This is a genomic window from Micromonospora noduli, assembly GCF_003264365.1.
Classification (GTDB): Bacteria; Actinomycetota; Actinomycetes; order Mycobacteriales; family Micromonosporaceae; genus Micromonospora; species Micromonospora noduli.
The window spans coordinates 116,577-142,239 of sequence record NZ_PYAK01000007.1; the positions used below are offsets into that span (position 1 = coordinate 116,577).

General features: G+C 72.5%; 11 protein-coding genes. 9 read left to right on the forward strand and 2 right to left on the reverse strand.

The window, feature by feature from the left end:
* Positions 1 to 155 precede the first annotated feature (155 nt).
* From mca to purE, 6 genes are all read left to right on the forward strand, one after another.
* A complete protein-coding gene (gene mca / locus GUI43_RS08215; protein WP_112582454.1) occupies positions 156 to 1,037 on the forward strand; it encodes a mycothiol conjugate amidase Mca in 882 nt (293 codons plus the stop codon).
* A 48-nt stretch (positions 1,038 to 1,085) separates the two neighbouring features.
* Positions 1,086 to 1,379 (forward strand): hypothetical protein, encoded by a 294-nt coding sequence (locus GUI43_RS08220; protein ID WP_112698482.1) that lies wholly within the window; start codon positions 1,086 to 1,088, stop codon positions 1,377 to 1,379.
* A gap of 179 nt (positions 1,380 to 1,558) precedes the next feature.
* Positions 1,559 to 4,090, forward strand: a complete 2,532-nt coding sequence (locus tag GUI43_RS08225; RefSeq protein ID WP_112582452.1) for a putative bifunctional diguanylate cyclase/phosphodiesterase — start codon at positions 1,559 to 1,561, stop codon at positions 4,088 to 4,090.
* A gap of 52 nt (positions 4,091 to 4,142) precedes the next feature.
* Complete coding sequence (locus tag GUI43_RS08230) at positions 4,143 to 6,179, forward strand: thioredoxin domain-containing protein (protein ID WP_112698483.1); 2,037 nt, start codon at positions 4,143 to 4,145, stop codon at positions 6,177 to 6,179.
* A gap of 121 nt (positions 6,180 to 6,300) precedes the next feature.
* Entirely contained in the window at positions 6,301 to 7,476 is a 1,176-nt protein-coding gene (locus tag GUI43_RS08235) for a 5-(carboxyamino)imidazole ribonucleotide synthase (protein ID WP_112698484.1), read from the forward strand.
* A gap of 32 nt (positions 7,477 to 7,508) precedes the next feature.
* Positions 7,509 to 8,000 carry a 5-(carboxyamino)imidazole ribonucleotide mutase gene (purE, locus tag GUI43_RS08240; RefSeq protein ID WP_112582449.1) on the forward strand — a complete coding sequence of 164 codons (492 nt, stop codon included), beginning with the start codon at positions 7,509 to 7,511 and terminating at the stop codon, positions 7,998 to 8,000.
* 177 nt (positions 8,001 to 8,177) lie between these two features.
* Here the strand turns inward: purE and GUI43_RS08245 are convergent, their stop codons facing one another.
* Entirely contained in the window at positions 8,178 to 13,073 is a 4,896-nt protein-coding gene (locus GUI43_RS08245) for an SCO7613 C-terminal domain-containing membrane protein (RefSeq protein ID WP_112698485.1), read from the reverse strand.
* Positions 13,074 to 13,224: 151 nt separating this feature from the next.
* The gene (locus GUI43_RS08250; protein ID WP_112698486.1) at positions 13,225 to 14,652 is read right to left on the reverse strand and encodes a UDP-glucose dehydrogenase family protein; all 1,428 of its coding nucleotides are present in this window, start codon (positions 14,650 to 14,652) and stop codon (positions 13,225 to 13,227) included.
* 251 nt (positions 14,653 to 14,903) lie between these two features.
* Between GUI43_RS08250 and GUI43_RS08255 the strand changes: the two genes are divergently transcribed.
* From GUI43_RS08255 to GUI43_RS08265, 3 genes are all read left to right on the forward strand, one after another.
* A complete protein-coding gene (locus tag GUI43_RS08255) occupies positions 14,904 to 16,067 on the forward strand; it encodes an acyl-CoA dehydrogenase family protein (protein ID WP_112582446.1) in 1,164 nt (387 codons plus the stop codon).
* A gap of 1,304 nt (positions 16,068 to 17,371) precedes the next feature.
* Entirely contained in the window at positions 17,372 to 17,596 is a 225-nt protein-coding gene (locus GUI43_RS08260) for an MbtH family protein (protein WP_112582509.1), read from the forward strand.
* The gene (locus tag GUI43_RS08265) at positions 17,596 to 25,641 is read left to right on the forward strand and encodes a non-ribosomal peptide synthetase (protein ID WP_112698487.1); all 8,046 of its coding nucleotides are present in this window, start codon (positions 17,596 to 17,598) and stop codon (positions 25,639 to 25,641) included. Before GUI43_RS08260 ends, GUI43_RS08265 begins: the two co-directional genes overlap by 1 nt.
* Positions 25,642 to 25,663 lie beyond the last annotated feature (22 nt).

Below are 25,663 nucleotides of genomic sequence, written 5' to 3' on the forward strand. Positions count from 1 at the left end.
AGAGCACCATCTTCCCACCCGGTCCAGCGGCAGGAATGGCAGGTCATGCCCGGCGCTGGTGGCCGGTGACAGGGTGCGGTGAGGAAAGATCCCGGCAGGTCAGCCGGTCGAGCCCGGTCGGGTCCACCGTCCGGCACAGACGAGGAGCGCCGAAGTTGGCAGAGCAACTGCGTCTCATGGCCGTGCACGCGCACCCGGACGACGAGTCGAGCAAGGGCGCGGCGACGACGGCGAAATATGTCGCTCAGGGGGTGGACGTCCTGGTCGTGACGTGCACCGGTGGCGAGCGCGGGAGCGTGCTCAACCCCAAGCTCGACCGACCCGATGTGTGGGCCAACATCGGCGAGATCCGGCGTGCCGAGATGGACGCCGCGCGGGCGATCCTCGGCGTCGACCAGGCATGGCTGGGCTTCGTCGACTCGGGTCTGCCCGAGGGCGATCCGCTGCCGCCCCTGCCCGGGGGCTGTTTCGCCCTCCAGGACGTCGAGGTCGCCGCGGGCCCGCTGGTGCGGCTGATGCGCGAGTTCCGTCCGCACGTGGTGACCACGTACGACGAGGAGGGTGGCTACCCGCACCCGGACCACATCATGTGCCACAAGGTGAGCGTGGCCGCGTTCGAGGCCGCCGGTGACCCGGAGCGTTACCCCGAGCTGGGCGCGCCCTGGCAGCCGCTGAAGCTCTACTACGACATCGGTTTCTCCAAGGGCAAGATCATGGCCTTGCACGAGGGCATGCTGGCCGCCGGTCTGGAGTCGCCCTACGAGGAGTGGCTCAAGCGGTGGGAGGATCGCCCCGACAAGGGCCCGCGGATCACCACCCGGGTCGAGTGCGCCGAATACTTCCCGGTCCGCGATGACGCGCTGCGCGCCCACGCCACCCAGGTCGACCCGGACGGCTTCTGGTTCCACGTGCCGATGGAGCTCCAGCAGCGGGCCTGGCCGACCGAGGATTACGAGCTGGCCCGCTCGATGGTCGACAGCCCACTGCCCGAGTCCGATCTCTTCGCCGGGGTGCGGGAGACGGCGCACGCGCGCTGATTCCCGGCGGGGCTACTCTGGTTACCAACCGCACATCGGAGGAACGCCATGCTGACCGCTGCCCAGGTGCTCGCGGAGAACAACTTCGGGGACACCCGCACGGGTGGTCTGGCCGGGCCGATGGGCCTGTTCCTCATCCTGCTGCTGGCCACCGCGACCATCCTGCTGATCCGCAACATGAACGCTCGGCTGCGCCGCCTGCCGGACCGTTTCCCCCAGCAGTCCGCGCCGACCGACCCGACCAGGGCCGATGCGGCAGTCGTCGATCCGACAGACGGGACCGGGGGGCGTGATTCATCCACGCCCGCTCCCAACGGGCACCAGCAGCACCTGAACGGGTAGTCCGCGCGTGAATCACGCTGAACCGGGTGGTCGCCCCCTGTTGCGGCCACCCGGTTTGGCTTAGCCTTCCGCCGGGGGGACCAAAAGTCTCCGAGCCGTGTGCGGGAGGGGGCGCCGATGACCAGCACAGCACCGGCCGCCCACCGCGACGTCGGTCGGTCGGCTGACGGGGGAGGTCGATGACCTCCGGTTCGGCCGACGACCCGTTCGATCGGCTCGGGGTGCGTGGCACACCGGGCCGGCTGCTCGTGCTCACCGCCGCCGTCACGCTGACCGCCCTGGCCGCCGCCGCGGTCGGGTTGACCCTCCCGGTCCGGCTGCCGGCCGACGATCCTCTCGGCGGTCCGGCCCGCTTCGGCATCGCCGTCGCCGTCCTGGCCCTCGCCCAGCTCGCCCGGCTGCGATTCCGCTCGGCCGCCGGCATGGTCAGCATCACCTGGGGCGAGGCCGCCCTGATCGTCTGCCTCTACCTGACTCCAGCCGGCTGGCTCCCGTCCGCCACGCTGCTCGGCACCGGGCTGGCCTGGACGTTGCTGTCACTGCACAACGACCGCCGTCCGGCCCTGGAGATCGTCCGGATCGCTGCGTCGCTGGCCGCCGCGTCGGCACTGGCCGTCTCCGTGACCACCGCGCTCGGGCAGCCCCTGCTCTCGCCACCCACCCCGATCCTGGCGCTGGCCGTGATCGCCGGTTCGGTGACGTACCTCCTGGTGACCGCCTGGCTGGGGGGCGTGACGCTGGGTCTGCGGCACGGGTTGCCAATCGGGCCGCCGCTGCTCGCCGCGCTGCGCGGCAAGCTGCTGATGTTCGTCGGCAACGTGGCTGTCGGCCTCGTGGTGGTCGCCCTGCTGGAACTCGACCCACGCTGGTTGCTGTTGCTGCCGCCGCTGCTGTGGCTGTTGCAGCAGACCTACCGTTACCGGCTGCGCTCCGATCAGGAGCGGCGCACCTGGCGTGCCTTCGCCGAGGCCACCGCGGCCCTCAACCAGCTCGACGAGCGGGGCGTGGCGAGTGCGGCGGTCACCGGGGCGCTGACGCTGTTCAACGCCGAACTGGTGGACGTCGACGTGGCCCGGGCCGACGGGCGGTGGCACCGCTACCGGGGCGACGCCGGCGGTCAGCTGGTCGACCGGGAGACCGGCTCACCGGACCAGTCGGAGCCGGACGAGCACGAGCTGAGCCGGGCGCTGTCGGTCGGCGCCACGCCGGTCGGTCGGTTGCGGGTGCGGTTCCCCCGCTCGGCCCCGCCCACGGCCCGCGAACGTGACGCGGTGGCCGCGTTCGGCGACGCCCTCGCCGCCGCGCTGCACGACGCCGCGACCCACCGCGAGCTGCGGCTGGTGACCGCCCGTTCGTCGTACGAGGCGGTGCACGACCCGCTCACCGGGCTCGCCAACCGGGCGGCGATGCTGAGCAAGGGCGACCAGTCGCTGCGACAGCTCAGCCACGACCACCCGGTGGCGTTGCTGCTGCTGGACATCAACCAGTTCAAGGAGGTCAACGACACCCTCGGCCATGCGGCGGGTGACCAGCTGCTGCGACTGACCGCGAACCGACTCAACGCGCTGGTCCGCGCCGGTGACCTGCTCGGTCGACTCGGTGGCGACGAGTTCGCGCTGCTGCTCACTGCGGTGCCGGTGCTCGGTGACCGGACCGCCCCGATGGCCCACGCGTTGCGTCAGGCCCGCGAGATCGCCGAACGGCTGGCCGCACCGACCGAGGTGGCCGGCGTACGGATGTCCATCGAGGTCTCGGTCGGGGTGGTGGTGGCCGCCGCGGGCACCGCGGACCTGACCGAGCTGCTGCGTCGGGCCGACATCGCGATGTACCAGGCCAAGGAGGGCGGCGGCAACGTCGCCGCGTACGACGGCGCGCGTGACGCGGCCAGCACCGACCAGCTCGCCCTGCTGGCCGAGCTGCGTGAGGCGTTGAAGGTCGACGATCAGCTGGTGCTGGCGTTGCAGCCGGCGGTCGACCTGGCCACCGGTGCGCCCACCGGGGTGGAGGCGCTGATCCGTTGGCAGCACCCCCGGCGTGGGTGGCTGAACCCGGCCGACTTCATCCGGCCGGTGGAAAACAGCGAGCAGCTCGGCACCTTCACCCGCTACGTGCTGAACAAGGCGCTCAGTGTGGCCGCCGGTTGGGCCCGGGAGGGGTTGGATGTCCCGATCTCGGTCAACCTGTCGGCGCGCAGCCTGCTCGACCCCCGGTTGCCGGCGGAGATCGCCGAGGCGTTGCGCCGCCACCAGGTGCCGCCGCACCGGCTCGTTCTGGAGATCACCGAGACGGTGGTGATGAGCGAGCTGGAGGTCATCGACGAGGTGCTGGCGACGCTCCGGTCGATGGGCGTGCAGCTCGCTGTCGACGACTTCGGCACCGGCTTCTCGTCGCTGACCTTCCTCACCCGGATCGCGGTGGACGAGTTGAAGGTGGACCGCTCCTTCGTCATCCGGATGGCCGACTCGCCGGAGGCCGCCGCGATCGTCCGGACGACCGTCGGCCTCGCTCATGAGCTGGGGCTGCGGGTGGTCGCCGAAGGGGTGGAGACCGCCGAGCAGCGGATGGCCCTGGCCGAGTTGGGTTGCACCTCCGCGCAGGGCTACCACTTCTTCAAGCCGATGCCGGCGGACAAGATCAGCGCGGTGCTGGGGTCACTGCGCGACTCGGCGGAGTCGAACGTGTTCCGGCTCCGCGCCGACGGCGCGTCCTGATCGTCCGGGTGGACCCCGCGCGGTCCGCGCCGAGGCTGGCTATGGTCGTCAGGTGAACCGACTTGCCGACGCCACCAGTCCGTACCTGCTCCAGCACAAGGACAACCCGGTCGACTGGTGGCCGTGGTCGGACGAGGCGTTCGCCGAGGCGAAGCGGCGGGACGTTCCGGTGCTCATCTCGGTGGGCTACGCGGCCTGCCACTGGTGCCACGTCATGGCGCACGAGTCGTTCGAGAAGGAGCAGGTCGGCGCCCTGATGAACGACAACTTCGTGTCGATCAAGGTGGATCGCGAGGAACGTCCGGACGTAGACGCGGTCTACATGACCGCCACCCAGGCGATGACCGGCCAGGGCGGTTGGCCGATGACCGTCTTCGCCACCCCGGACGGCACTCCGTTCTTCTGCGGCACCTACTTCCCGCGACCCAACTTCGTCCAGTTGCTCCAGTCGGTCGCCACCGCCTGGCGGGAGCAGCGCGAGGCGGTGCTGGGCCAGGGCGCCGCCGTGGTCGAGGCGATCGGTGGCGCGCAGGCCGTGGGCGGCCCCACCGCGCCGCTGGACGCCCCGCTGCTCGACGCGGCGGCCGCAAGGCTGGCCAGCGAGTACGACGCCACGAACGGCGGGTTCGGTGGCGCCCCGAAGTTTCCGCCGCACATGAACCTGCTCTTCCTGCTGCGCCACCACCAGCGCACCGGCGACCCGCGCAGCCTGGAGATCACCCGGCACACGGCCGAGGCGATGGCCCGGGGCGGCATCTACGACCAGCTCGCGGGGGGCTTCGCCCGCTATTCGGTGGACGCGCACTGGACGGTGCCGCACTTCGAGAAGATGCTCTACGACAACGCGCTGCTGCTGCGGGTCTACACCCAGCTGTGGCGACTCACCGGCGACCCGCTGGCCCGCCGGGTGGCCCGGGACACCGCCCGGTTCCTCGCCGACGAGCTGCACCGGCCGGGGCAGGGGTTCGCGTCCGCACTGGACGCCGACACCGAGGGCGTCGAGGGGCTCACCTACGTCTGGACGCCCGCCCAACTCGTGGAGGCGTTGGGCGAGGAGGACGGCCGGTTCGCCGCCGACCTGTTCACCGTCACGGACGAGGGCACCTTCGAGCACGGCATGAGCGTGCTCAAGCTCGCCCGGGACGTGGACGATGCCGCCCCCGAGGTGCGCGCCCGCTGGCAGCAGGTGGTCGGGCGGCTGCTCGCCGCCCGGGACACCCGCCCCCAGCCGGCCCTCGACGACAAGGTGGTGGCCGCCTGGAACGGTCTGGCGATCACCGCCATCGCCGAGTTCCAGCAGGTCGCCGCCGTGTACGCGTCCCCGCAGGACGAGGACGCCAACCTGATGGACGGCGTCACCATCGTCGCCGACGGGGCGATGCGCCAGGCCGCCGAGCATCTCGCCACCGTGCACCTGGTGGACGGCCGGCTGCGCCGGGTCTCCCGGGACGGCAAGGTCGGCGAGCCGGCCGGTGTCCTGGAGGACTACGGCTGTGTGGCCGAGGCCTTCTGCGCGCTGCACCAGCTCACCGGCGAGGGCCGCTGGCTGACCCTGGCTGGCGAGTTGCTGGACACCGCACTCGCGCACTTCGCCGCGCCCGGTGGCGCCTTCTACGACACCGCCGACGACGCGGAGCGGCTCGTCGCCCGGCCGGCCGACCCGACCGACAACGCCACCCCGTCCGGCCGGTCGGCGTTGATCGCCGGGCTGGTGGCGTACTCGGCGCTGACCGGGGAGACGCGCTACCGGGAGGCCGCCGAAGCGGCCCTCGGCACTGTCGCGCCGATCGTCGGCAAGCACCCCCGGTTCACCGGGTACGCGGCCATGGTCGGCGAGGCATTGCTCTCCGGGCCGTACGAGATCGCAGTGGTCACCGACGACCCGGCCGGCGACCCCCTGGTGGCCGCCGCCCGCCGGCACGCGCCGCCCGGAGCTGTGGTCGTCGCCGGGCGTCCGGACCAGCCGGGTGTGCCGCTGCTCGCCGACCGTCCGCTGGTCGAGGGGCAGTCCGCCGCGTACGTCTGCCGGGGCTTCGTCTGCCAGCGGCCGGTCACCTCGGTCGAGGACCTGGTCGCCGAGCTGGGCTGAGCGTACGGCCACGCCCGGTAGTCGCCCGCGTCGTCCGCCGGGTGGTCCCGCCGGCGCTTCCGAGGCGGGTCGCCAGCCCTCCCGGTGGGCCCGTCGACGGCCCGGATAGGCTGGCCGCGCTATGGATTCCCGTACCGGTCTGCCAGTTGTCGGCATGGTGGGTGGCGGCCAGTTGGCCCGGATGACCCACCAGGCCGCGATCGCCCTCGGCCAGTCACTGCGTGTGCTCGCGACCGCCCCCGACGACGGCGCGGCGCTGGTCGCCGCCGACGTCCAGTACGGCGACCACACCGACCTGGCCGCGCTGCGCACCTTCGCCAAGGGCTGCGACGTCGTCACCTTCGACCACGAGCACGTGCCCTCCGAGCACATCCGCACGCTGGCGGCCGAAGGGGTGCCCCTCTACCCGCCGGCGGACGCGCTTCTGCACGCCCAGGACAAGCAGGTCATGCGGGAACGCCTGACCGAGCTGGGTGCGCCCAACCCGGCCTGGCGGCCGGTCGGGGAGCCCACCGACCTCGTGGGCTTCGGCGAGCAGGTCGGCTGGCCGGTGGTGCTCAAGGCGGCCCAGGGTGGGTATGACGGCCGGGGCGTCTGGATGGTCGACGACGCCGCCCAGGCGAACGAGTTGGCGACCACGCTGCTCGCCGGCGGCACCCGGCTGATCGTCGAGGAGCGGGTGCCGCTGCGGCGGGAGTTGGCAGTGCAGGTGGCCCGTTCGCCGTTCGGTCAGGTGGCCGCGTACCCGGTGGTCGAGACCGTGCAGCGCGACGGCATCAACGTGGAGGTGCTGGCCCCGGCGCCCGGCCTGGACGAGGAGCTGGCGGTCGCCGCTCAGCAGCTCGCCATCGACCTGGCCACCGCGCTCGGTGTGATCGGCCTGCTGGCCGTGGAGCTGTTCGAGGTGCGCGACGACGCCGGCCGGCCCGCGATCGTGGTCAACGAGCTGGCGATGCGCCCGCACAACTCCGGGCACTGGACCATCGAGGGTGCCCGGACCTCGCAGTTCGAGCAGCACCTGCGGGCCGTGCTGGACTACCCGATGGGTGACACGGCGCTGACCGCCCCGGTGGTGGTGTCGGCGAACGTGCTCGGCGGTGAGCCGGGCGGGATGTCGATCGACGAGCGGTTGCACCACCTCTTCGCCGCCGAGCCGGGTGCCAAGGTGCACTTGTACGGCAAGCAGGTGCGACCTGGCCGCAAGATCGGGCACGTCACGGTGCTCGGTGACGACCTGGACGACCTGCGGGCGCGGGCCGCGCGGGCCGTGCGCTGGCTGCGCGAGGGCCACGAGTGAGTCACGGTTTCGGGAACGAGGAGAGGGCCGCAGTGAGCACGGTTGGCTTGATCATGGGCAGCGACTCGGACTGGCCGACCATGCGGGCTGCGGCCGAGGTGTTGGACGACTTCGGCGTGGCGTACGAGGTCCGGGTGATCTCGGCGCACCGGACTCCGGTCGCAATGATCGAGTACGGGCGCGACGCCGCCGACCGCGGCCTCAAGGTGATCATCGCGGGGGCCGGGGGTGCCGCCGCGCTGCCCGGCATGGTGGCCTCGGTGACGCCGCTGCCGGTGATCGGTGTGCCGGTGCCGCTGAAGCACCTTGACGGCATGGACTCGCTGCTGTCCATCGTGCAGATGCCGGCCGGGATCCCGGTCGCCACCGTGTCGATCGGCAACGCCCGCAACGCCGGCCTGCTCGCCGTACGGATCCTCGGTGCGAGCGACGAGGCCCTGCGCGCCAAGATGACGACCTACCAGCAGGATCTGGAGAAGCTGGTAGCAACCAAGGAAGCCGCCCTCCAAGCCACCCTGCGCTAACCCCCGCACGCCGCCCCACCCCGCCACACCCGCGATCTTGCACTTCCGGTCGCTGCTTCGCGGCCTTCACCCCCTATGCCGCAACAGAAAGTGCAAGATCGCGCGCGGTGGACGCGGGTGACGCGAACCGGGCCCACTCACCGCCCCCACTCAGCCACGCCGCAGGGACCCTCCGTTTTATCTCATGCCGCGCAGGGCGGTCTGTAGGCGTTCCTGGGCGCGGCGGCGGCGTTCGTTGCTCGCGCCGAGCACCAGCAGCAGGATGCCCACCGGGATCAGCGCCAGCCACGGGCCCAGGCTGAACAGGGCGTGGATCGCCGTGATCGCGGTGACCGACGCGCCGACGATCACCGGGGCCTGTTGTTGGCTGGACGAGCCGAAGATCAGTACCGCGACCGCGCCGAGCAGCAGCAGCATCTGCCGCATCGTGCTGGACTCGGTGGCCAGCACGATCGCCAGCGTCGGGACGAAGGCCGCGACCAGCGCCGGCCCGTACGCCACCCAGCTGCTCATGTCGGGTCGGTGGCGCAGCTCCAGGACTCCGACGAGGAGTGCCAACACGGCGAACGGCAGCGTGTACGCCTCGGGCAACGCCACGTCGGCGACTCGCATCAGGATCCACCACGCGGTGATCTCACACACCACCACGGCCCAGAACAGGATCCGGCGTTCCACCGGCCGGCGACCGGGTCGGGTCGCCGCCACCCCGAGGACAGCGCCCCAGGCGGCCAGCAGGGCGGCGATGTGGCGGGGCGAGTCGAAGGCGAGGGCCAACGCGATCAGCGCGGCAGCGTACCCGGTCCACTCCACGGTGGAGGCCTCCCGCTGCGCCTCGGGGCGGCGCAGCCGGGGCAGGGTCGCGGCGAGCACCTGCAGGACCGCGCCGACGGCGAGCACCCCGAACGCGGACCAGACCGCCGCCAGCCCGGCGACCAGGCCGGCGGTGAGCACGAAGAGCTGCGCCATGAGTGATGCGAAGAGCCAGCCGAGGATGCGCGCCCGCTGGGTGGTGCCGAACAGCGCCGCCACCGCGCCCACGCCGACCGCGCTGCCGAGGGTGAACAGGGTCATCTGCCGGTCGGCCAGGCTGCCGGCGAGCCCGGCGCTGCCACCGGCCAGACCGATGGCGAACACCAGCACCCGGGCCAGCCGCAGCGACCGGGCCCGCTCGACCAGCGGCGGCGGTGGGGTCAGTGCGAGACCGAGCATCGCGATGGTGAAGACGGAGAGCGCGGCGACGGTGCTGGCGGGCCAGCCCTGACCCAGCGCGATGGGCGCGATCAGCAGCGTGACGGCTGCTCCGGGCAGCACCACCGGCACGGCCCGGGACCGCCGCCCACCGCTGAACCCGGTGGCGGCCAGCGCGGCGGTCGCGGTGAGCAGCAACGCCGTCAGCACGTGGGTCGGGTTCACCACGTCCGACGGTGGGGTGAGCAGCTCCGGCGGTGGGCCCTGCCAGATCCGGGTCAGTGTGCGGTGCGGCTCGACCAGGGCGGTGACCAGCGCGGGTGCGATCGAGGCGAGTGCCAGGGCGGTCGGCAGCGCCGCCGCGGCCAATGCACCCGCGGCCGGGTTGACCCGCCAGCGTCGTCGCTCCGGGTCGTCCGGCAACCGCCGTAGGGCGCCGTCCAGTCGTACCGCCCAGCGCCGGACCGGCTGGGCCGCGCCGGTGGGCGGCACGGTGGCCGCGCGGATCAGCTCGGCCAGTACGCCGAGCAGGGCGGCGGCGGCCGCGTAGACGCCCGCGGCGAGGCCGGTGGGGATGGCGGCCAGGGCGCTGATGGTGGCCCCGCCGACCACCGCCACGCTGACCCAGGGCAGATATTGCGGCACCAGCCGGCGGACCGCGGCCACGGCGGCCAGACCGAGGCTGGTCGCGGCCAGCGCGGCGGTCAGCACCACCTGCGCCGAGTGTTCGAACTCGGCGGACAGTGCCGCCACCGCGCCGGGGAGGGCCAGCAGGGCGGCACCGATCGCCGCGCCACCGATCTGCGCCAGGTGCGGCGGCATCCCCTCGGTTTCGATGTCGACGACCTGTGGATCGGCGAGGACGCGGGCCAGCGCGGCCACCACCACGCCGATCAGCGCGATGCTGCCCAGCGCCAGGGCCGTGGTCCACGGGCGGACCAGTCCGGCTCCGGCGGCGTGCAGCGCGACAACCCCGGCCACGGTGGCCCGGGACAGCCCGGCGCGCGCCTCCTCCGTGGCCACCGCGGCCAGGCCGAACACGGTGGCGACCATTCCGCCGACCAGGACCGGCGACCACCAGGCCAGATCGAATGCGGCCGGCGCGCCGATCGTGGCGAGCACCACCGCCACCCCGGACACGTCCCAGCGCCACGGCGGCGGGAGCAGGATGCCGGCGGCGAGGGCCAGCAGCGCCAGCGCGACCGGCGCCTGCCAGGTGGCACCGCCGACGGGGGCGGCCGGCCAGTCGCTCAGATCGCCCCTCCAGATCGGGCCGGGGGTGGCCAGCACGCCGACCCCACCGCGCACCGCCGACCAGCCGGCGAGGACGCCGATCAGGGCACCGCCGACGGTGAGGCCGAGGATCGGGCCGCGTCGCCACTCCTCCGGCATGCTGCGGGCGCCCACGGCGACCACCAGGAGCAGGGCGGCGGCCACCGCCAGCTGCCCACCCGGGGCGAGCACCGCCCCGATCCGTACCAGCGTGGCGATCAGGGCGGTGGTGACCGCCGCGGCGGCCAGGTCCGAGCCGTCGAGGGTGAGGTCGGCTCGACGGCCGGCGTCGATCGAGGGGGCCAGGAAGAGAAGCACCGCCGCGACCAGCAGGAGCGCGCCCACCCACGCGTCCGCGACGGTCGCGCCGGGCGCCCCGAACGCGGCGGCGGTGACCATCAGCGCGCCCAGCCCGGTGCCGACCGACAGCGGCGCGGGGATGTGGCGCTGGGAGACCTGCACGACGGCGGCGTAGCCCAGGGTCACGCAGACCGCCAGGAAGCTGGCCGCCAGGATCGGGACGGTCACCTCGCGGAGGCTCGCCGGGGTGGGGGTCGGGTCGCTCGGCATGGTCGCGGCCACGAACGCCGCCACTGCCCCGGGCAGCGCGAACGCGGCGCCACCGGCGGCCCAGGCGGTGACCGTGTCAGAGGCGGCCGAGGCGATCCGGATCCGGGGCGCCAGCGTGACCAGCGTGCCGGCCACGAACAGGGTGATCAGGACCGCGGCGGTGAGGGTGGGGCTGGCCAGGCTGGCACCCGCACCGAACAGGCCGACCACGGCCGCCCCGATGGCGTGCGCCACCGCGGCTCGGTCGGTGCGGGCGGAGAGCCCGATGACCCCGATGCCGATCGCGGTGATCACCATTGGCCAGGGTGCCGTCGCCCAGCCGAGACCGAACGAGGCAGGGACGGCGAGCGCGGTCAGCGCCGCGCCGGCGACCGCGAACTCCCGGCGGATCTCGGTGGGCAGGGCCAGCACCGCCGCGATGGTCAGCAGGAACGCGGCACCCGCGAGCTGCCAGGTGGTCGGCCCGACGGCGGCGGCCAACTCGCCCGGGTACCGGCTGAGGTCGGGGTTCCAGGCGGGCAGTGCCGCCCGGACCGGTGCCACCCCGGCGCGTAGCGCGCCGCCGGCGACCACCAGACCACTGACTGTCAGCGCCACCGCGGAGGCCAACTGTGGGCCACGTCGGGCCGCCTCCGGGACCGCGCGCACCGCCAGCCCGGTCACCGTGATGACCGCCGCGATCAGCAGCAGCGCCCGGCCGGGGAGTGCCACCGAGGCGATTCGGCTGAGCGAGCCGATCACCGCCAGGGTGACGATGCCGGCCGCGACGTCCGGCAGTGGCGGGCGACGCAGCACCAACGCGCCGGCCAGCCCGATCATGGCGGCCAGCAGCAGCACCACCCCGGCGCCGGTCGCCGTCGGCACGGTCTGTGCCCGCAGCAGGGCGGTGACCGCGTACGCCAGCGAGACGGCGACCGCCAGGGCGTGCAGCAACCAGGTCAGCTCACGCAGGCCGGGCACCGGTCGGGTCGGCCGCGGGTCGGTGGCGCCCCCGCTGACGTCGATCAGCTCGGCGGCCTCCTCCGGGTCGCCCTCCGGTCGGCTCTCGGCGTCGCGTTGGCGGGGCGCGGACGGCATGCCGGGCGACGGCAGGTCCTGCCGGACGGGGCGTTCGACGGTCACGCCGGAGCGGGCCAGGCCGAGATTGACGAGGGCGACCAGGGCCAGCACCAGCGCCCAGCCGCCCGGGCCGGTGATCTGGTCGTACGCCAGCAGAGGCAGCACCGGCTGCGCGGCGAGCACTGTGGCGAAGCGGGGCGCGCGCAGACCGGTCCAACCGGCGTACCCGAATGCGACCGCGGCGGTGACCGCGAAGATCACCCCGGCGAAGACCGTGCCGGAGCCGCCGCCGGCGCCGATCCGGTCCACCGCCCACAGGGCGTTGCCGGCGAGCGGCACCAGCAGCAGGCCGACCGCGGCGATGGTCTCGGCGGTCGAGGTGAGCCCGCGCCGGGCCAGTGCCGGTGGGGCGAGCAGCATCAGCACGGTGGCCAGGAGCAGGATGCCGAGTCGGGCCAACGCGTCCATCGAGCTGGTGGCCACCGCGGCGAAGACCACCGCGGCGACGCCGAGCAGCAGCGCGCCCAGCCCGAGCGGGATGTTCTGCACCTCGCGCGAGGACGCCTCCGGCGGGTGCTCCGGGTCGTCCGCGTCCAGCCAGGCGGCCCGGGGCGGGGGCGGCGGCGGATCCTCCGGGGCGGACGGAGTGCCCTGGCGGGGCACCCGGGGCGGCGTTCCCATGGTGGCCGTCGGGGGCCGCCGGCCGGGGCGGCGGCGCAGCACCCGGCGCGGCCGGGTGGCCTGCTTGATCCGCTCCTCGCCGGCGTGGGCGAGGATGTCCCGCTGGAAGAGCGCGGCCTGCATCTTGGCGGCGATCTGCCGCTGCTCGCGGGCGATGGCGGCGTCGCGCGCCTTCATCTCCGCGATTGAACGCTCAATGTCGGCCAGGTGCTCGACCCACTGTGGTTGATCTGCCCCACAGTGCGGGCATCGGACGGCCGGCTTGATCTCCCGGCCGCACGAGGAGCATTGAAAGGTCGCCACGACACCCCTCCACCCGCACTGTGGACTCCCACTGTCGCAGCATGCCCAAAGCTGGCGCGGATTTCGACTCTTGTCGGCGGGTCCGGGGCAAACAACGACACCGGCCGGCCACCGAGATGCTCGATGGCCGGCCGGTGGTGCGTCGGTTGGGTCAGGGGCGGCCCATGCCCCGGTACTCCCAGCCCGCCTGGGTCCACAGCGCCGGGTCGAGGCAGTTGCGGCCGTCGACGACCTTGCGACCCTTGACCAACTCGCCGAGGGCGACCGGATCGGCGTTGCGGAAGTCGGCCCACTCGGTGAGGACGCAGACCAGGTCGGCGTCGTTTACCGCCTCGTTGATGCTGCTCTCGTAGGTCAACTCGGGAACCGCGCGGCGGGCGTTCTCGGTGCCCTGCGGGTCGTACACGTGCACGTCGGCGCCGGCCTTGTGCAGCAGCGCGGCGACGGCGAGCGCCGGGGCGTCGCGGACGTCGTCGGTGTTGGGCTTGAAGGTGGCACCGAGCACGGCGATCCGGGTGCCGGAGAAGTCCGGGCCGGCCGGCCCGGAGCGGCGGCCGAGCAGGTCCGCGGCGAGCTGGAGCACCCGGGTACGCCGGCGCAGGTTGATCAGGTCGACCTCGTGAAGGAAGCGCAGCGCCTCGCCGGCGCCCAGCTCCTGGGCGCGGGCCTGGAAGGCCCGGATGTCCTTGGGCAGGCAGGCGCCTCCGAAGCCGAGGCCGGCCTGGAGGAACCGGTTGCCGATCCGCGGGTCGTAGCCGATCGCGCGGGCCAGCTGGGTGACGTCGCCACCGGAGGCCTCGCAGACCTCGGCCATCGCGTTGATGAAGGAGATCTTGGTGGCCAGGAAGGCGTTCGCGGCGACCTTGACCAGCTCGGCGGTGGAGAAGTCGGTGACCACCAGGGGCACCTCGCGGTCCTCCGTGGCGGCCAGGTCGAACACGCCCTTGTGCGCGGCGTAGAGCATGCCGTTGGCCCACTCGCTCTTGACGCCGACCACGATCCGGTTGGGCCGCAGGACGTCGTCGACGGCGAAGCCCTCCTGGAGGAACTCGGGGCTCCACGCCACCTCGACGTCCAGGTCGTTCGGGGTGTGCTTCCCGACGAGCTGCTCGACCCACTCGGCGGTGCCGACCGGCACGGTGGACTTGCCGACGATCAACGCCTTGCGGGTCAGGTGCTGAGCGAGGCTGGTGACCGACGCCTCGACGTACGACAGGTCGGCGCCCATGCCGTCGGCCCGCTGCGGGGTGCCGACGCAGATGAAGTGCACGTCACCGAACTCGGCGGTCTCGGCGATGTCAGTGCTGAACCGGAGGCGGCCGGCGGCGAGGTTGCGCCGGAGCAGCTCGTCCAGGCCGGGCTCGTGGATCGGCACCTGACCGGCGTTCAGCATCGCGATCTTGTCGGCGTCGACGTCGAACCCGAGAACCTCGTAGCCCAGCTCGGCGTAGCAGATGGCGTACGTCGCACCGAGGTAACCAGTCCCTAGGAACGTCACCCGCGGCCGGGGTGCGCCCGAGGGCGGGGTCACCGCGGCGATGGCGGGGGTCGGCTGGATGGTGGGGTAGGGGATCGTCACGCCTGTCTTCTCCGCTCGCGCTGGCGTCGCGTCGTCGCGTCGCATTCTGCTGCGGCGCCTGGGCGGGGCACCGGAGGGTGGCTCACTGTCTCAATTCTCCATCATCGCTGAGCGCGTTAGGTGCACCGTCCTGCCCATACCTACGCGCCGGTAACATCACCTGAACTGCAGTCGCTAGTCTTCAGTCTGCGCGGTCGGCGGTCAGGAGTCGTCACAGACTGCGCATGATAGTGGTGAAGGGGAGGGCCGAGATGGCCGCAGGGGAGTCGTTCGACGTCTACCGGTTGCCTGAGGAGCACCAGGCGATCCGGGAAGCCGTGCGGGAGGTCTGCGCCGCGAAGGTGGCTCCGCACGCCGCGGAGGCCGACGAGACGGGGGAGTTCCCCAAGGCGTCCTACGACGCGCTGCGAGCGGCCGACTTCCACGCACCGCACATTCCCGAGGAGTACGGCGGCGCGGGCGCGGACGCGCTGGCCACCGCCATCGTGATCGAGGAGGTGGCCCGCGCCTGCGCGTCCTCCTCGCTGATCCCGGCGGTGAACAAACTCGGCACCATGCCGCTGTTGTTGTCCGGTTCCGCCGATCTCAAGACTCGTTACCTGACGCCGGTCGCGGCCGGTGACGCGATGTTCTCGTACTGCCTCTCCGAACCGGAGGCGGGCAGTGACGCGGCCTCGATGACCACCAGGGCGGTACGTGACGGGGATCACTGGGTGCTCAACGGTGTGAAGCGCTGGATCACCAACGCCGGGGTGTCCGAGTTCTACACCGTCTTCGCCGTCACCGACCCGTCCGCCCGGTCCCGGGGCATCTCGGCCTTCGTGGTCGAGAAGTCCGATGCCGGGGTGAGCTTCGGCGCGCCGGAGAAGAAGCTCGGCATCAAGGGCTCGCCCACCCGCGAGGTCTACCTCGACAACGTGCGGATCCCGGCCGACCGGATGATCGGCGCGGAGGGCACCGGCTTCGCGACCGCGATGAAGACCCTGGACCACACCCGGGTCACCATCGCCGCGCAGGCCGTCGGGATCGCGCAGGGCGCGCTCGACTACGCCAAGGGGTACGTGGCCGAGCGTCGCCAGTTCGGCAAGGCCGTCGCCGAGTTCCAGGGGATCCAGTTCATGCTGGCCGACATGGGCATGAAGCTCGAGGCGGCCCGTCAGCTCACGTACGCGGCTGCCGGCAAGTCGGAGCGTGGCGACGCGGATCTCACCTACTTCGGCGCGGCGGCGAAGTGCTTCGCCTCCGACGCCGCCATGGAGATCACCACCGACGCGGTGCAGTTGCTCGGTGGTTACGGCTACACGAGGGACTACCCGGTCGAGCGGATGATGCGGGACGCCAAGATCACTCAGATCTACGAGGGCACCAACCAGGTGCAGCGGATCGTGATGGCTCGGCAGCTATTGCAGGGCTGACCGAGGTGTTTTCCGAACCCCGTGGCACGAGCGTCCGGTGCCGGCAATCGCCGGTGCCGGCGCACGGCATCCCGGCGCTCGGGTAAAGGCGGGGCCGCGACGGACCGGGCCTGATTCGGCGCGTACGCACACTGGTCTTCGTCGATGGCCCCGGCGCACGCGTCCGCCCGAATTCGGGTGTCGATGGCCTGCTGGGTGCCCGGCGTGCGGGTGCCTTCGGGTACGCCGGGCGCCTACCCCCCGCGCCACGTACGCGTGGTGGCGGGCCCGTGCGGCGAAGAGGTCCCGCGCCCGACGCGACGTCTCGGCCTGACCGGATCCGGCAATCGGACGCAATCGTCGGGCGGCCCACGCGTCGGCTTGTCGGCCCGGATGGTCGACGGCTTCGCGGGAGCTGCGATCCGGCGACGGTGGCGCTCTCTGTCGTGCCTCGCATTGGGCACGTTAACAACCATTACATTGACTGTCGTCCAACCAATCGGATGCTTGGCCAATGGATGATCGGTCGTTCTTTCCGACTGTCGTGTGAAACTCGTCTCCATGTCGGATTCTGACCACGAGTTCCGCGATAAATGATTCTCTCCGTCCGGGCAAGTCATTTTTCCGACGCGCCGCGTCCAGCCTGGACGGTGGCGTCGTCGTTGATCGGTCCGCACGCCGCACGGAGTAGGCGGCAATGCCCCTGTCCTGCGCAGATGCGTTGCCGGCAACGCATTTCGGGCCGATTCCGGTCGTCCCGCCCGACCGCCCGCAGCCCCGCCCGACGGAGCGCCGGCGGGCCTGGCGACGTGCCCGGTCGACCAACCACCTGCGGAGTATTTGTCATAAATACGTCCCGGTTGGCATGGTGGACTTCAGCGGCAGGCGAGGGTCTTGACACGCTCCGTGTCTGATGGTTTTCTGTGCCTCGCTTGCGTTCACATTCATGAACGCTGTTGGGTCGCAAACTTCGGGGGGGAGCGCGACGTGGGTTCAGCATGGCTTGCCGGAATCCGCTTGACATCGACCGGGTTGTGTCCGCAAAGGGCCCTCGGCTTCGGGTCGGATAGCCGATTAACGTGCAGGTGGCCGGCCGTGGCCGTGGTGGAATCCGATAGCGAGACACGCGGCGGTGAAACCCCGCACGTCCTCTGAGTGACGCATAGCAAAAGTCTCCGCAAACGACAGTTGACGACGCCCGACCTGGGGACGCGCGTCCCGACTTCGACGCTGGCAGGTCTGACCGCCGTGGTCCCTGCCTGGCCGCCGTGCCGGTTCAGCGCTTCCCCGTCGGGTCCTGGGACCAGGCGCAGAGTGAGGAAGACGTGAACATTCTCGACAACCCCGACGGATGCTTCTTCGTAGTGGTGAACGACGAGGGGCAGCACTCGCTGTGGCCCGAGTCGCTCAGCCTGCCGGCCGGGTGGACGGTGACCCACGGGCCCGCCGACCGCGCCTCCTGCCTGGACCACGTCACCACCGAGTGGACGGACATGCGGCCGCGCAGCCTCGTGACGCACCTGGAGAGCGCCGCTCGGGAGGTGGCCTGATGACCACCGACGCGAGTGCCAGCCGCCCCGCGCCGCACGGCGCGGGGCTCTCGCCCGGCCGGTCACGCCTCGACTCGATGTCGCCCTCGAAGCGGGCCCTGTTCGAGAAGCGTCTCGGCGGCCGGCGCCCCCGGCCGGCCGAGGCGCTCGCCCGGGTGCCGCGCGGTGGCGACCTGCCCGTCTCCCCGGCACAGCGCCGGCTGTGGTTCATGGACCAGCTCGTCCCCGGCTCGGCGATGTTCAACGTGCCGACCGCCCTACGCCTGACCGGCGCACTCCGGCTCGACGTGCTCACCGACGCGGTGCGCGCCCTCGTCGACAGGCACGAGGCGCTGCGGACCGTGTTCGCGGCGAACGAGGGCGACCCGGTGCAGCGCATCCTGCCCGACATCGAGGTGGACCTCACCCCGCGCCCACTGCCCGTCGACGACGCGGCGGTGCTGGCCGCCGTACGCGACGAGGCGAGTCGTCCGTTCTCCCTCTCCGACGGGCCACTGGCTCGCGCCGCGCTGTTCCGGCAGACCCCCACCGCGCACGTGCTGGTGCTGACCCTGCACCACAGCATCTGCGACGGTTGGTCGGTCAGCCTGCTCATCGATGAGCTGCTGGAGCTGTACCGCGCCGGAGCACAGGACCGGGCTCCCACGCTCGCGCCCCTCACCGTGCAGTACGCGGACTACGCCGCCTGGGAGAGCCGTCCCGACCGGGCCGCCGAGCTGGCCGAGGGCCTCGACTACTGGAAGCGCGCGCTGGCGGGCGCGGTACCCGTCATCGACCTGCCGTTGGACCGTCCCCGCCCGCCCGTGCAGTCCTTCCGGGGCGAGCGGCACCGCTTCGCCCTGCCCGACGGCCTGTGGCAGACGGTGACCCGCCTGGCCCAGGATGAGCGGGCCACGCCGTTCATGGTGCTGCTCGCCGGGTTCGCCGCGCTGATGTCGCGGTACGCGGCCCAGGACGAAGTCTCGGTGGTGACCCCGGTGGCGAACCGCCCCCGGGTCGAGCTGGAGACGATGGTCGGCTCCTTCGTCAACTCGATCGTCGTACGGGTCGACACCTCCGGCGCGCCCACCTTCCGGGCCCTGGTGGGACGGGTCCGCGATCTCGTGCAGCAGGGCATGGCGCACGGCGAGGTGCCCTTCGACACTGTGGTGGAGGCGGTCGACCCGGAGCGCGACCTCGGCCACACGCCCCTCGCGCAGGTGATGTTCGCCCTCGTCGAGGACCAGGCGTTGGAGGCCGAGGCGGCGGGGTTGCGGGTCACGGCCGTCGAACACCACCTGCCGATCAGCAAGCACGACCTGACGGTCGAGGTGTGGCCGGACGCCGACGGCCGGCTGCGGGGGGTGGCCGAGTACGCGACCGACATCCTCGACGAGCGCACCGTGGCGCGGATGGCCGCTCACCTCGGCGTTCTGCTGGTCGGTCTGACCGCCGCGCCGGACGCCCCGGTCGGGTTGGCCCGCCTCCTGTCCGATGAGGAGACCCGGGCGGCGGTCGTGGACGGCAACCGCACCGAGGACCCGCTCCTCGGTGACGTGCGCGCGCACGAGCTGTTCGCTCGGCAGGCCGCCCGTACCCCTGACGCGCCCGCGCTCCTGGTCGGTGACCTGACTGTCACGTTCGGAGAGCTGGACCGCCGGGCCGACGCCCTCGCCGCGCGGCTGCGCCGGCACGGGGTGGGACCGGAGACCCGCGTCGGCCTCTTCCTGGACCGTGGTGTCGACCTCGTCACGGCCGTGCTGGCCACCCTCCGGGCCGGCGGCGCGTACGTGCCGCTGGACGTGGGCGAGCCCGCCGAGCGGGTGCGGTTCATGCTCACCGACGCCGAGGTGCGGGTGGTCGTCACCAGCGCGGGCCGGGTCGCGGACCTACCGGACACCGACGTGTCGGTGCTGCTGCCCGACGGCGACGAGGACGCCACCACCGACCTGCCGCCGCTGCCGCGTCCGCACCCGGACAGCGCCTGCTACGTCATCTACACCTCGGGCTCGACGGGGCGACCGAAGGGTGTGGTGGTCACCCACCGCGGCCTGACCAACTACCTGGCGTGGAGCCTGCGGGCGTACCGGGTGGCCGAGGGCGGGGGCGCGCCACTGGTCTCGCCGTTGCGGTTCGACCTGTCGGTGACGACGCTGTTCTGTCCGCTGCTCGCCGGGCGTCCGGTGGTGCTCGTCGCCGACGGCACCGAGCTGGAGACCCTCACCGAACTGCTCGGCAGCGACCTGGACCTCGGGCTGGTCAAGCTCACCCCGGCCCACCTGGAGGCGCTGGACCGGGCCGTTCCGAGCCGGACCATCGCTGCGGACGGCTATCTGATCGTCGGTGGCGAGTCGCTGCACGGCGCCACCGCCGCCGCCTGGCGACGCCGGGCTCCGGGCCTGCGCATCGTCAACGAGTACGGGCCCACCGAGACCGTCGTCGGCTGCTGCGTGCACGAGGTGCACGACGGCACCGACCTGTCCGGTGTGGTGCCGATCGGTCGTCCGATCGCCAACACGCGGCTCTACGTGCTGGACGGCAACCTGCTGCCGGTGCCGCCCGGCACGGTCGGTGAGCTGTATGTGGCGGGTGCTGGTGTGGCCCGTGGCTACCACGGTCGGCCGGACCTGACCGCCGGGCGCTTCCTGCCCGACCCGTTCGCCCCGACGCCGGGGGAGCGCATGTACCGCACCGGCGACCTCGTCCGGGTGCGACCCGACGGCGAGCTCGACTGCCTGGGCCGGATCGACACCCAGGTGAAGATCCGGGGGTACCGGGTCGAGTTGGCGGAGATCGAGGCCACCCTGACCCGGCTGCGGCAGGTCCGCGAGGCGGTTGTCCTGCTGCGAACCGACCGGCCTGGTGAGGAGCGGTTGGTCGCGTACGTCACAGCGGCCGGGGACTCCGTGGCCTACGACCCGCGTGACGCGCTGCGCGCGGAACTGCCGGACTACATGGTGCCGGAGGTCGTCGTCACACTCGACGCGCTGCCGCTGGCCGCCAACGGCAAGGTGGACCGGGCGGCCCTGCCCGCGCCCACGGCGGCCGAGCCGGCGCCCACCCTGGCCGCTCCGGAGAGCCGGCTGGAGGAGGCCATCGCCGAGGTCTGGGCCGACGTGCTGGGGCGGCCGGTCGAGTCGATCGGGCGGGACGCGAACTTCCTCGACCTGGGTGGGCACTCCCTGCTCGCGGTCCGGGCCATGGCCCGGCTGCGCAAGAAGCTCGACATCGAGCTGCCGCTGGCGGTGTTCCTGGAGTCCACCTCGCTGGCCGACCTGGGCGTCCGGATCGAGGCGCTCGGCGGGCGGGCACCCCGGCCCGGTCTCGTCGCCGTCCCGAGAACCGGCCCGGTGCCGTTGTCGCACGCGCAAGGACGCCTGTACTTCCTCAACCGGCTCGCCGAGGACAGCGCGTTCTACAACGTGCCCCTCGCGCTGCGCTTCGACGGTGATCTGCGCGCGGACGCGCTGCGGGTGGCCTTCGGCGCGCTGTGGGCCCGGCACGAGGGCCTGCGCACCCGGTTCCCGTCCGTGGACGGCGAACCGGTGCAGGAGTTCTTGCCCGTCGACGCCGTGGCGTACGCCGAGGTGGACGTGCGGGGCGACGCCGACCCGGAGGGTCGGCTGGCCGCCCTCTTCGACGCCGAGGGGCGCACTCCGTTCGACCTGGCCGCCGGGCCGCTGCTGCGCGGCACCCTGGTGCGGGTACGCCCCGACTCGCACGTGCTGCTGCTGACGCTGCACCACACCGTCTCCGACGGCTGGTCCCTGAACATCGTGTTGAACGACCTGGTGACGCTCTACCGGGAGATCGCCCAGGGGCAGCCGTCGTCGTTGCCCGAGCTGACACACACCTATGTGGACTACACGTTCTGGCAGCGGTCCTGGCTGACCGGCGCCGAGCTGGACGACCAGCTCGACTGGTGGAAGCGGCAGCTCGACGGCGTACCCACGCTGGACCTGCCGACCGATCGGCCGCGACCGGCGGTGCAGACCTTCCGCGGAGCGCGCCACGACATCAGCTGGTCGGCCGAGCGATCCCGGGCGGTGGCCGACCTGGCCCGGCGGGAGAAGGTCTCGCTGTTCATGGCGTTGCTGGCCGGCTTCGACGTGCTCATGGCCCAGCTCAGTGGCCAACGGGACATCACCGTCGGTACGCCCGTCGCCAACCGCACCAGCACCGAGTTGGAGAAGCTCGTCGGGTTCTTCGCCAACACCCTGGCGCTGCGGGTCGACCTCTCCGGCGACCCCACCTTCCGCGAGGTGCTGCGGCGGGTCCGCAGCACGGCGCACGGCGCGTACGCCCACCAGGACGTCCCCTTCGAGATGGTCGTCGACGCGGTGGCGCCCACCCGCAGCCTCAGCCACTCACCGCTGTTCCAGGTGCGCTTCGCGTTGCAGAACGCCCCGGGCGGCCTGCCCGACCCGGGCCCCGGCCTCACCCTCACGTCGATCGACAACGAGCAGTGCACAGCCCGCTTCGACCTGCTGATCGACCTCTGGGAGAACGGGGACGGCATCGAAGGGCACGCCGAGTACAGCACCGACCTGTTCGACGCGGGCACCGTCGAGGCGATGATGAGCCGCCTCGGGGTGCTGATGGACCGGTTGGTCGGTGACCCCGACCAGCGCGTCTTCGACGTGGATCCCCTCCTGCCGGGTGAGCGGGAGCGTCTCGATGCGCTCGCGCACGGTCCGGCGCTGCCGGTTGGCGCCGCGCACCGCACGCTCACCGCCCGGGTGGGCGAGCAGGCGCGATGCCGACCCGACGCTCCGGCGGTCACCAGCGGCGAGACGACCCTCTCCTACGGCGACCTGCACCGTCGCAGCGGTGACCTGGCCCGGGTGCTCGCCGAACGCGGCGCGGGCCCGGGAACGACGATCGCCCTGCACCTCGACCGGGGCGTCGACGTCGTCGTGGCTGCGTTGGCGGTCCTGGAAACGGGTGCCGCGTACGTGCCGCTGGACCCCGCGTACCCCGCGCAGCGGTTGGCCGCGATCGTGGCGGACGCCCGGCCGACGATGACGCTCACCACGCGCGACCTGGCGGGTCGTACGCCCCAGGGCGCGGGCGAGGTGGTGACGATCGAGAACCTGCCGGCCCCGGTGGGCCCCCGGCCGACACCGGCGCTGCGACCGGAGCACCCGGCCTACGTGGTCTACACCTCCGGCACCAAGGGGCTCCCCAAGGGTGTGGTGGTGACCCACGGCGGACTGTCCGCGTACCTGGAGGGGCTGCCGGCCGCGCTGGCCCTGCCCGACGAGCCGGTGTTCCTGCACACCGCGTCGTTCGCGTTCTCGTCGTCGGTGCGGCAGTTCGCCGTTCCGCTGGCGCTGGGCGGCCACGTGGTCGTCGCCGGGCGCGCGCACCTGGCCGACCCGTTGGCGCTGCTCACCTTCGTCACCGCGCACGGCGTGCAGGTGCTGGACCTGGTGCCGTCGTACCTGCGGGTCCTGCTGCCGGCGCTCACCTCGCCCGGCGGGTGGCGGCCACGGGTGGTGCTCACCGCCAGCGAGCCGCTGCGCTACGAACTTCCCGAGGCCATCCGCAATGCGCCGGGGACCGCGCCCCGGCTGGTCAACATGTACGGCCAGACCGAGACGACGGGCATCGTCGCCGTGGCGGAGGTCCGCATCGACCGGGCGGGCCGCGAGGCGGTGGTGCCGCTCGGTCGGCCGATCCCGGGCGCACGGCTGTACGTACTCGACGAGAGGCTGCGGCCGGTGCCGACCGGCCTGCCCGGCGAGATCGTCGTCGGTGGTGCGGGCCTGGCCCGCGGCTACCTGGGGGACGCCGCGTTGACCGCCGAGCGGTTCGTGCCCGATCCGCTGGGCGCGCCGGGCGACCGGCTGTACCGCACCGGTGACCGGGGGCGGCTGCTGCCGGACGGCACCGTGGAGTTCCTGGGCCGGATCGGCGACCAGGTCAAGATCCGGGGTCACCGGGTCGAGCCGGACGAGGTCGCCTCGGCGCTGTCCGCCCTGGACGGCGTGGGCGAGTGCGTGGTGCTCTGCGACGACGACGGGGCGGACGACCGGCGGTTGGTGGCCCACGTGGCGCTGCGGCCGGGTGCCGCGCTCTCCACCGACGACCTGCGCGCGGCGCTGCGGGAGCGGCTGCCGGATTACATGGTGCCGACGGTGGCGCTCGTCGACCACCTGCCCCGGCTGCCCAACGGGAAGGTCGACCGGGCCGCGTTGACGGCACCGACCCCCACCGTGGCTCCGGCCACCGCCGCTGCCACCGCCACCGAGGAGACCCGGCGTGGACCGGTGGAGGGGATCCTGACCGGGATCTGGCGGGAGGTGCTGCGGGTGCCGTCGGTGGGTCCGGAGGACAACTTCTTCGCCCTGGGTGGGGACTCGCTGCACGTGATCCGGGTGGTGGACCGGGCCCGTAAGGCGGGTGTGGTGATCACGCCCGCGCAGTTCATCGCGTACCCGACCATCGCCGCGCTCGCCTCGGTCGCGACCGACGCGCAGACACCGGCCGACAAGGCGCGGGAGGTCCTGGCCGGGATCTGGCGGGAGGTGCTGCGGGTGCCGTCGGTGGGTCCGGAGGACAACTTCTTCGCCCTGGGTGGGGACTCGCTGCACGTGATCCGGGTGGTGGACCGGGCCCGTAAGGCGGGTGTGGTGATCACCCCCGCGCAGTTCATCGCGCACCCCACCATCGGCGGCCTCGCGTCCGTGGCCGGTGGGTCGACGACCGCCGGTGCGGGTGGTGACGGAAGCCGGCGTACGGACCCCGGTGTGGTGCCGCTCGTCGCGTCGCACGTGGCCTTCGCCGAGCGGAACTTCGCCGACCCGCACAAGTACACGCACATCTTCATGTTCGAGGCGATGCGGTCACTCGACCCGGCGCTGCTGGAGCGGGCCGTGGCGGCGGTGATCACCCATCACGACTCGCTGCGGATCAGCTTCCCCCGGGCCGGGGGCCGGTTGTCGGTCCGGGTCAACGAGCTGTACCAGCCCACGCCGTTCACCAGCGTGGACCTGTCCGCCCTCGACCCGGCGGACCAGGAGGTCGCCTTCCGGCGCCTCGATCGCACCCTGCACCGCAAGCTCGACATCGAGAACGGGCCGCTGCTCCAGGTCGCCCTGGTCCGCTTCGGGGCGGACCGTCCCGAGCTGCTCGTGGTGATCGTCCACCACCAGTTGATGGACAACAGCTCCTGGGACGTCCTGATGGCGGATCTCCAGACCGCGTACCAGGCGGTGGAGGCCGGCGAGGAGCCGCGCCTGCCGCTGCCGACGGCGTCGTTCGCCGAATGGTCCCGCAACCTGGACGCGCTCGCCCGTGGCACGGAGTTGACCGAGGACATCGCGTACTGGACGGCGCTGGCCAAGGAACCTGTCCCGACCTGGCCGCTGGACCACCCCGACGGAGACGACTGCATGTCGTCGGAGGAGACGGTGGTGGTCGGGCTCGACGCGGAGGAAACCGCCGCGCTGCGCCGGCTGGTGCCGCAGGAGTACGGCCTGAGCCTCAACGACGCGCTGCTGGCCGCCACCCTCCAGGGCTTCACCGACTGGTCCGGTCAGTCGTCGATCCTGGTCGACCTCGTCGCCCGGGGTCGGGAGATGGGCGGTCAGGACCTCGACCTGTCCCGTGCCATCGGCCGGTTCTCGATGACCTCACCCCGGCTCGTCCGCCGACCCGAGAAGCCCGGCCCGAGGGCGCTGCTGGAGTCGGTCCGCGAGCAGATCGAGGCGGTGCCCCGGCGCGGCCTCGCCTTCGGCCTGCTGCGCTACCTGGGCGGGCATCCGGAGGTGGCGGACGCGCTCGCCCCGCTCGGCAAGCCGGACATCCTGCTCAACAACTGGGGCGAGTTCGCCCACGAGCCCGAGGAGTCGCCGCTGCTCGGGCCGGCCATGGACGACTCCTGGCCGATGCCGCAGCTGCAACGCATGCACCGGCTCCAGGTGTTCGCGCGGTTCGCCGACGGTGAGCTCAGCCTGCACCTGAAGTACAGCAGCAACCTCAACGAGCGGAAGAGCATCGAGCGGCTCGCCGCCCTGACCCTGGCCGCCCTCCGGTCGTTCGTCCGGCCGGACGCCGACTGACCCGGACCACGACCCGACGTAC